The following is a 6968-nucleotide window of genomic DNA, read 5'->3' as shown; positions in this document are numbered from 1 at the left end:
GGCGCGGGGCACGCTCACATGCGCCCCTCGCGCCGCGCATGTTCGGCCACCAATGCCGCCAGGACAAAGCCGCCGGCCAGGCCGAGATGCTCGAAAAACGCGTTGGTGGCGGCAAAGCGCGCCGGCCCCTGCAGCGCCCAGAACGGATTGGCGAGGCAGGCCGCCAGCACCGTGAACACGCCCAGCATCCCCGCGCCCAGCCACACCAGCCGGCCGACCAGGATCAGCGCCGGGCCGATCAGTTCCACCGCGATGGTCACGCCGGCCCACAGCGCCGGCGGCGTCATGCCGAAATGCGCCTGTTCGGCAACCGCGCCGGGCCAGTCACCCAGCTTGGCCAGCGCCCCCACCAGATAGGCGCCCACCAGCAAGAGGCGGGCGACAAACCAGGTGGGCGGCCAATCGAGGATGGCATCGACGAAGCGCGGATCGGCCGGGGCCGGTGGAACAGGCGCAAGACGGGGCATGGCGCTTAACGCATCGCGTTCTGGTGGATTTCGGCGATATAGCCGCCCGGGAAGCGCACCAGCGCGGCACGGCGGCCGCCCACTTCGCGCGCCGGTACCAGGGTTTCCACGCCAGCGGCGGTCGCCTTGGCCAGGGTGGCGGCCAGATCAGGCACGGCATAGCCGGTCATGTCGCGGCCCCAGGGCCAGGGCAGCTGGCCGCTGGACACCAGCACCGTCAATTTGCCATAGCCGCTCTCGATCATCACGCGGCGGATCGGGGCCGGCAGGCCCGCTTCAGCGCCCGGCGCGGTCTTGTCGTCAGACACCACGCGGCCATGAGCAAAGCGGGTCCATGCCGCGATGAACGCGTCGGCGGCGTCGGCGGTCAGGTACACGCGGTTTTCCGGCACCGTGGCCAGCGGCGCATAGTGCGGCGTGGCTGTGTGCCAATAGAGCTGCATGTTCACGCCGCCCGGCCACTGCACCACCACGTCGCGGCCGATCGGATCGGGAAAGGTTTCAATCAGGCGCGTGGCACCGGCGGCGCGTGCGGCCTGCACCGCCGCGTCCATGTCCGTGACCAGATAGCCGGTGCGTTCGGCGCCAAACGGATAGGGGATCGGCGTCTTGAACCCGAACACCGAAACCGTGCCTGCTGGCGTGAGCACGAGTTGCGACTTGGTCAGGCTGGGCGTGGGGGTAACCTGGAATTCGCCCTGCTTGCTGGTGGTGCCGCCAAACGTGGCCTGGAACGCGGTGACGAACGCGTCGAACTGCTCCTGCGGCACATAGACGTGGGTGGTATCGTATTGCGGGCCCACGGCATAATCGGCCATCGGCACCGGCTTGGCCGCCAGCGGGGCCGAGGCCGTCAACAGCGCGGTCGCAAGGGCGAGGGAAAGGCGCAGCTTCATCATCGTTTCTCCTGTCAAACCGCCCAGCAGCCGCAGCCCAGTGCGCCCCAGAACGTTTGCACATCGGCAACCGGCGCGGCCTGGCCCAGCGCAGCGGCATGATCGTGGCCATGGACACCGCAGGCGGTGGCGCAGCCGCAGGCATTGGCCAGCATGTTCCGTGCCTGGTCGGTCTGGTAATAGCCGCCGAACGTGTTGACCGGCGACCAATCCGGCATGGCCGGCGGCAGATCCGGGGCCAGCGGGGCAAAGTCCCCCTGCCCGTGCACCACCTCTCCGCCCAGCAGCGTCAACACGCTGCGGATATGGGCAATGTCATGTTCGGGCACGGCGAAGTAGTCGGCGCTCAAGAGCGCGCAATCGGCCAGCTGGCCGGCCATGATCTGGCCTTTCTTGCCCACCTCGTTGGAAAACCAGGTGTTCTCGTGCGTCCACATGGCCAGCGCCTTTTCGCGGCTGACGCGGTTGGCGCCGGGATAGAGCGCCATGCCGCCCACCGTACGGCCCGTCACCAGCCACGACAGCGATACCCACGGGTTGTAGCTTGCCACGCGGGTGGCATCGGTGCCGGCGCCCACGGGAATGCCCGCCGCGATCATCCGCGCGATCGGCGGCGTGCGCTCTGCAGCGCGGTGGCCATAGCGTTCGACGAAGTATTCGCCCTGATAGGCCATGCGGTGCTGCACGGCGATGCCGCCGCCCAGCGCTGCGATGCGATCGATGTTGCGGTCGCTGATCGTCTCGGCATGGTCGAAGAACCAGTTGATACCCGTCAGCGGGATATCGCGGTTGACCTTTTCATATACATCGAGCGCGCGCGAAATCGTCTGGTCATAGGTGGCGTGCAGCCGCCAGGGCCAGCGATGCTCGGCCAAGAGGCGGATGACCGGCTCCAGATCGCCTTCCATGCTTGGCGGCATGTCGGGGCGCTCCACCCGGAAGTCCTCGAAATCGGCAGCCGAATAGACCAGCATCTCGCCCGCGCCGTTGTGGCGATAGGTGTCATCGCCCTGTCCGGGCGAAACCTGTTTCACCCAGCCGGCGAAATCGGCCAGCTCTTCCTTGGGCTTTTGCGTGAACAGGTTGTAGCTGATGCGCACGGTAAGCTGGTTGTCGGCGTGCAGCTTTTCGATGATGGCGTAATCATCGGGATAGTTCTGGAAACCGCCCCCGGCATCGATCACCCCGGTCACGCCCAGGCTGTTGACCTCGCGCATGAAATGGCGGGTGGAATTGATCTGGTAATCCTCGGGCAGCTTGGGCCCCTTGGCCAGCGTGGAATAGAGGATCGTGGCATTGGGCTGGGCCAGCAGCAGCCCGGTAGGATTGCCAGCGGCATCGCGCACGATCTCGCCGCCGGGCGGATTGGGCGTGTCCTTGCCATAGCCCACCACCCGCAGCGCGGCGGCATTGAGCAGCGCGCGATCATAGAGATGCAGGATGAACACCGGCGTATCGGGCGCCACGGCGTTGAGTTCGGCCAGCGTCGGCAGGCGTTTTTCGGCAAACTGGTGCTCGGTAAAGCCGCCGACCACGCGCACCCATTGCGGCGCGGGGGTGCGATCGACCTGCGCTTTCAACATCGCCATGGCATCGGCCAGGCTGGGTACGCCGTCCCAGCGCAGCTCCATGTTGTAATTGAGGCCGCCCCGGATGATGTGCATGTGGCTGTCGATCAGGCCGGGGATCAGGCGGCGCCCGCCGGCATCGATCACGCGCGCCTGGGGCGCGGCAGCGGCGCGCACTTCGGCCTCGCTGCCCACCGCCAGGAAACGTCCGTCGCGGATGGCCACGGCCTGCGCCTGGGGGTTGGCGCGATCCAGCGTGGTGACCTTGGCGTTGACGATCAGGGTATCGGCCATGGCCTTACGCGTCCTTTTCCGGTGCGGAGCCATCGGGCAGGCGGCCGAACACGTGGCTGCGGCAATCGGTGCGGACAAAGGCAGTGATCGAATGGCCGGCAGCGGCATGGCGCACCAGCGGCACCACCTGTTCGCCCACCAGGATGCCCAGCAGCCCGACCAGCGCGATGACCGGCGGCGCCGGGGAACGCACCCCGATCAGCGAATAGACAATGCCGACCAGCAGGCCGGCCGCCAGCGACGCGAGATATGCCTTCATGGCGCAGTTTCCTTGGGGAAACGGCCCGCCCCGCAAGAGGGATGGGACGGGCCGCCGGGGGGATTGGTAACAAAGTCTGCAATTTCGCCTGATCGTCACCCCGGGCTTGACCCGGGGCCCCGCTTCCTTGTCAGCGCACGGCCAGAAGCGAGCGGGATCCCGGATCAAGTCCGGGATGACGGAGACAAGATCAATGCTCGGCGCCGCCCACCACTTCGTGCGCGAACTGGCCGCGCTGCGGCGCGCCGTGCAGCATGGTATAGGCATAATCGACGCCCATGCCGTAGGCACCGAAATGCTCGCGCGCGATGGCCATGACGCCGTCATAGGTTCCGCGCCGCGCCCAGTCGCGCTGCAGTTCCAGCACGGCGTTGATCGTGGTCAGCGAATGGGCGCCGGCCTGCTCCATGCGGCGGATCGCCACATCGTGCGCTTCGGGCGAGGTGCCGCCCGAGGCGTCGGTGATGATATAGACCTCGAACCCTTCCTCGATCGCGCTGAGCGTGGGGAAGAGCAGGCAGGCTTCGGTCCACAGCGCGGCGATCACCAGCTTCTTGCGGCCGGTGGCCTTGACGGTGGCGACCAGTTCATCGCTGTCCCAGCTGTTCATCGAGGTCCGCTCGATCGGGGTCTGCTGCACCACGTCGAGCAGTTCAGGCCAGATATAGCCCGAGAACGACTTGGTCTCCACCGCCGTCAGGATGATCGGCGCGCCGAACAGCTTGGCCGCCTTGGCCAGGGCGACGGTGTTGTTCTTGAGCTGCTGGCGATCAATGCTGGTGACGCCAAAGGCCATCTGCGGCTGGTGATCGACGAAGATGAACACGGTGTCGTCAGGATTGATCAGCGACTTGGCATGAAAGGTCATGAGATCTGTCCTTGAAGGAGAGGGTGTGGGTCAGTCGGCCAGCAGATGCGCTTCGAGCAGCCACAACTGCTTGTCGCTCTCGCGCGAGATCTGGGTGAACAGGTCGGCCGTGGTGGCATCGCCCTCGCCCGCCGCGCTGTCGATCGCGGCGCGCACGGCCTTGCCGAACAGCGCCAGGCTGGCCGCCAAGGCGCGGATATGCGCGTCACCGCCATGGGCGGCGAGCGGATATTCATAGAGCGTGGTGGCGCCGGCGGTGGTCTGTACCCGGCCATCGGCGACATGGCCCAGCGTGGTGATCCGCTCGGCCAGGAGATCGACGAATTCCTCCACCTGGCCATGCACGGCATCGAACAGGCCGTGCAGTTGCAGGAAATGGCGGCCGCGCACGTTCCAGTGCGCCTGCTTGGCCTGCGCTTCCAGGTCGAGCGCATCGGACAGCCGGGCCTGGAGCAGCGCCACCGATGCCTTGCGGACGTGGGCGGAAAGATCGATGCTGGTTTCGTAGGTCATCGGCTCAGGCCTTGAAGAAGCTGAGCAGATCGGCGTTGATCACCTCGGGATGGGTCGAGGCCATGCCGTGGGGGAAGCCGGCATAGGTCTTGAGCGTGCCGTGCTTGACCAGCTTGATCGCCAGGTGCGCTGAATCCGCGATCGGCACGATCTGATCGTCTTCGCCGTGCATGATCAGCACGGGCAGGTCGATCGCCTTCAGGTCTTCGGTGAAATCGGTTTCGGAAAAGGCCTTGATGCAATCATAGTGGGCCTTGGCCCCGCCCATCATGCCCTGGCGCCACCAGTTGTCGATCAGGCCTTGCGAAACCTTGGCATCGGGGCGGTTGAAGCCGAAGAACGGGCCTTCGGGCACATCGCGGAAGAACTGCGCGCGGTTGGCAAGCAGTGCCGAACGGAACCCGTCGAACACGTCCATCGGCAGGCCGCCGGGATTGGCCGGGGTTTGCAGCATGATCGGCGGCACCGCGCCGATCAGCACGGCCTTGGCCACGCGGCCGGGCTTGGCCCGTGCCACATAGTGCGCCACTTCGCCGCCGCCGGTGGAATGGCCCACGTGGATCGCATCCTTGAGATCGAGATGATCGGCCAGCGCCGCGACATCAGCGGCATAGGTATCCATCTCGTTGCCGTCGTCGGTCTGGGTGGACCGGCCATGGCCGCGCCGATCGTGCGCGATCACGCGATAACCCTGCCCCAAGAAGAACATCATCTGGGCATCCCAGTCGTCGGCAGAAAGCGGCCAGCCGTGGTGGAAAACCACCGGCTGCGCGGTCTTGCTGCCCCAGTCCTTGTAGAAGATTTCGGTGCCATCGGCGGTGGTGATCGTGGGCATGACGTGAAGGCTCCCCTTCCGGCCGCAACACCAAGGGCAACCTTTGCCCGGTGCGGCCAGCTTTGTGTTCCAGCCCAAGTGTGCGCCCTCGCGCCTGCCCTGCCAGCCCCAGCATGGGGGCTGGGCGCACCCCCATTTCGGGTGGCTACCCAGGCCGCGACGCGCGTGGTATCGCCTTCCTCCATGCCCGCGCGCACCGATACCACGATAGGCATCCTGATTGCCGACGATCACCCGATGCTGCGCGAAGGGGTGGCCGCCGTTATCGCGATGCAGCCCGACATGGCCGTGGTGGGCGAGGCAGCGACCGGCGATGAAGCCGTGGCGATATACGATGCCCTGCGCCCGGCGGTGGTGCTGATGGACCTGCGCATGCCGGGGATGACCGGCCTTCAGGCGATCGAAGCGATCCGCGCCCGCCATCCCCAGGCGCGCATCCTGGTATTGACCACCTATTCCGGTGACGCGCAGGCGCTGCAGGCGCTGCGCGCGGGAGCGGCGGGTTTCCTGCTCAAAAGCAGCCTGCGCCGCGAACTTCTCGGCGCGATCCGCACCGTGCACGAAGGCCAGCGCCACCTGGCGCCCGATGTGGCACAGGAAATCGCGCTGCACGCGATCGACGAGCCGCTGACCCCGCGCGAAACCCAGATCCTGCAACTGATCGCCTCGGGCCATGCCAACAAACAGATCGCCTGGACGCTCAACCTGGCCGAGGAAACGGTCAAGTCCGGCATCAAGAACATCTTTGGCAAGCTGCATGTCAACGATCGGACCCACGCCGTGACCAAGGCGGCGCGGCGGGGCATCATTGAACTGTAGGCGCGGCATTGCCGTGCTGGCGGCCGGCGGGCTGGCGCTCATGGCCAGTGCGCCGATGGCCCAGCGGCAGGGCCAGGCCCAAGCGCCAGTTCAGGCGCCGGTTCAGGCCCAAGCGGGCGTGCTGGCGGGATACAAGCACGAACACTGGACCCTGGAAGAAGGCGCGCCGGGCCGGATCAACGCGCTGACGCAATCGCGCGACGGGTTTCTGTGGATCGGCAGCGTGGAAGGACTGTTCCGCTTTGACGGGTTGACGTTCGAACCCGTGCCCCAGCCCGGCGGCCAGGGCGCGCGGCTGGTGGTGTCGCAATTGGCCAGCGCGCAGGATGGCACCGTGTGGGTCGGGCTGGGCCGTGGGCGCGGGGTGATGGCCTGGCGCGATGGGCGGCTGGTCGACATGGCAATGCCGCATCCCTCGCGCCAGGTCACCGACATGGCCCAGGCGCCCG

9 protein-coding genes are annotated in these 6968 nt (G+C 66.8%); 2 read left to right on the top strand and 7 right to left on the bottom strand.

The genetic code is table 11. The features are described from left to right. Positions 1-14: 14 nt before the first annotated feature. The 7 genes from H926_RS0118050 to H926_RS0118020 form a co-directional block, all read right to left on the bottom strand. Positions 15-467 (bottom strand): DoxX family protein, encoded by a 453-nt coding sequence (locus H926_RS0118050; RefSeq protein WP_022677551.1) that lies wholly within the window; start codon positions 465-467, stop codon positions 15-17. Positions 468-472: 5 nt separating this feature from the next. Then, the gene (locus tag H926_RS0118045) at positions 473-1363 is read right to left on the bottom strand and encodes a hypothetical protein (protein ID WP_022677550.1); all 891 of its coding nucleotides are present in this window, start codon (positions 1361-1363) and stop codon (positions 473-475) included. 14 nt (positions 1364-1377) lie between these two features. Next, on the bottom strand, positions 1378-3225 hold the full coding sequence (locus H926_RS0118040; RefSeq protein ID WP_022677549.1) for an amidohydrolase: 1848 nt from the start codon (positions 3223-3225) through the stop codon (positions 1378-1380). Positions 3226-3229: 4 nt separating this feature from the next. Continuing rightward, positions 3230-3484, bottom strand: a complete 255-nt coding sequence (locus H926_RS0118035; protein WP_022677548.1) for a XapX domain-containing protein — start codon at positions 3482-3484, stop codon at positions 3230-3232. Positions 3485-3674: 190 nt separating this feature from the next. Next, a complete protein-coding gene (locus tag H926_RS0118030) occupies positions 3675-4352 on the bottom strand; it encodes a hydrolase (RefSeq protein ID WP_022677547.1) in 678 nt (225 codons plus the stop codon). A gap of 30 nt (positions 4353-4382) precedes the next feature. Further along, positions 4383-4865: a DNA starvation/stationary phase protection protein Dps gene (gene dps / locus H926_RS0118025; RefSeq protein ID WP_022677546.1), complete on the bottom strand. Its 483-nt coding sequence runs from the start codon at positions 4863-4865 to the stop codon at positions 4383-4385. Positions 4866-4869: 4 nt separating this feature from the next. Beyond that, entirely contained in the window at positions 4870-5700 is an 831-nt protein-coding gene (locus tag H926_RS0118020) for an alpha/beta fold hydrolase (protein ID WP_022677545.1), read from the bottom strand. 183 nt (positions 5701-5883) lie between these two features. On the opposite strand from H926_RS0118020, the gene H926_RS0118015 reads away from it, so the two are divergent. Both H926_RS0118015 and H926_RS33570 read left to right on the top strand, forming a co-directional pair. Continuing rightward, entirely contained in the window at positions 5884-6519 is a 636-nt protein-coding gene (locus H926_RS0118015; RefSeq protein ID WP_022677544.1) for a response regulator transcription factor, read from the top strand. Then, positions 6509-6968: two-component regulator propeller domain-containing protein (locus tag H926_RS33570; RefSeq protein WP_305809477.1), on the top strand; the 460-nt coding region annotated here is incomplete at its 3' end. The genes H926_RS0118015 and H926_RS33570, both read left to right, overlap by 11 nt.

Origin of the sequence: Novosphingobium sp. B-7, from assembly GCF_000410615.1 — a bacterium.
GTDB lineage: Bacteria > Pseudomonadota > Alphaproteobacteria > Sphingomonadales > Sphingomonadaceae > Novosphingobium > Novosphingobium capsulatum.
The sequence above is the reverse complement of the archived record's forward strand: the minus strand, read 5'-3'. Positions and strand labels throughout refer to the sequence as shown.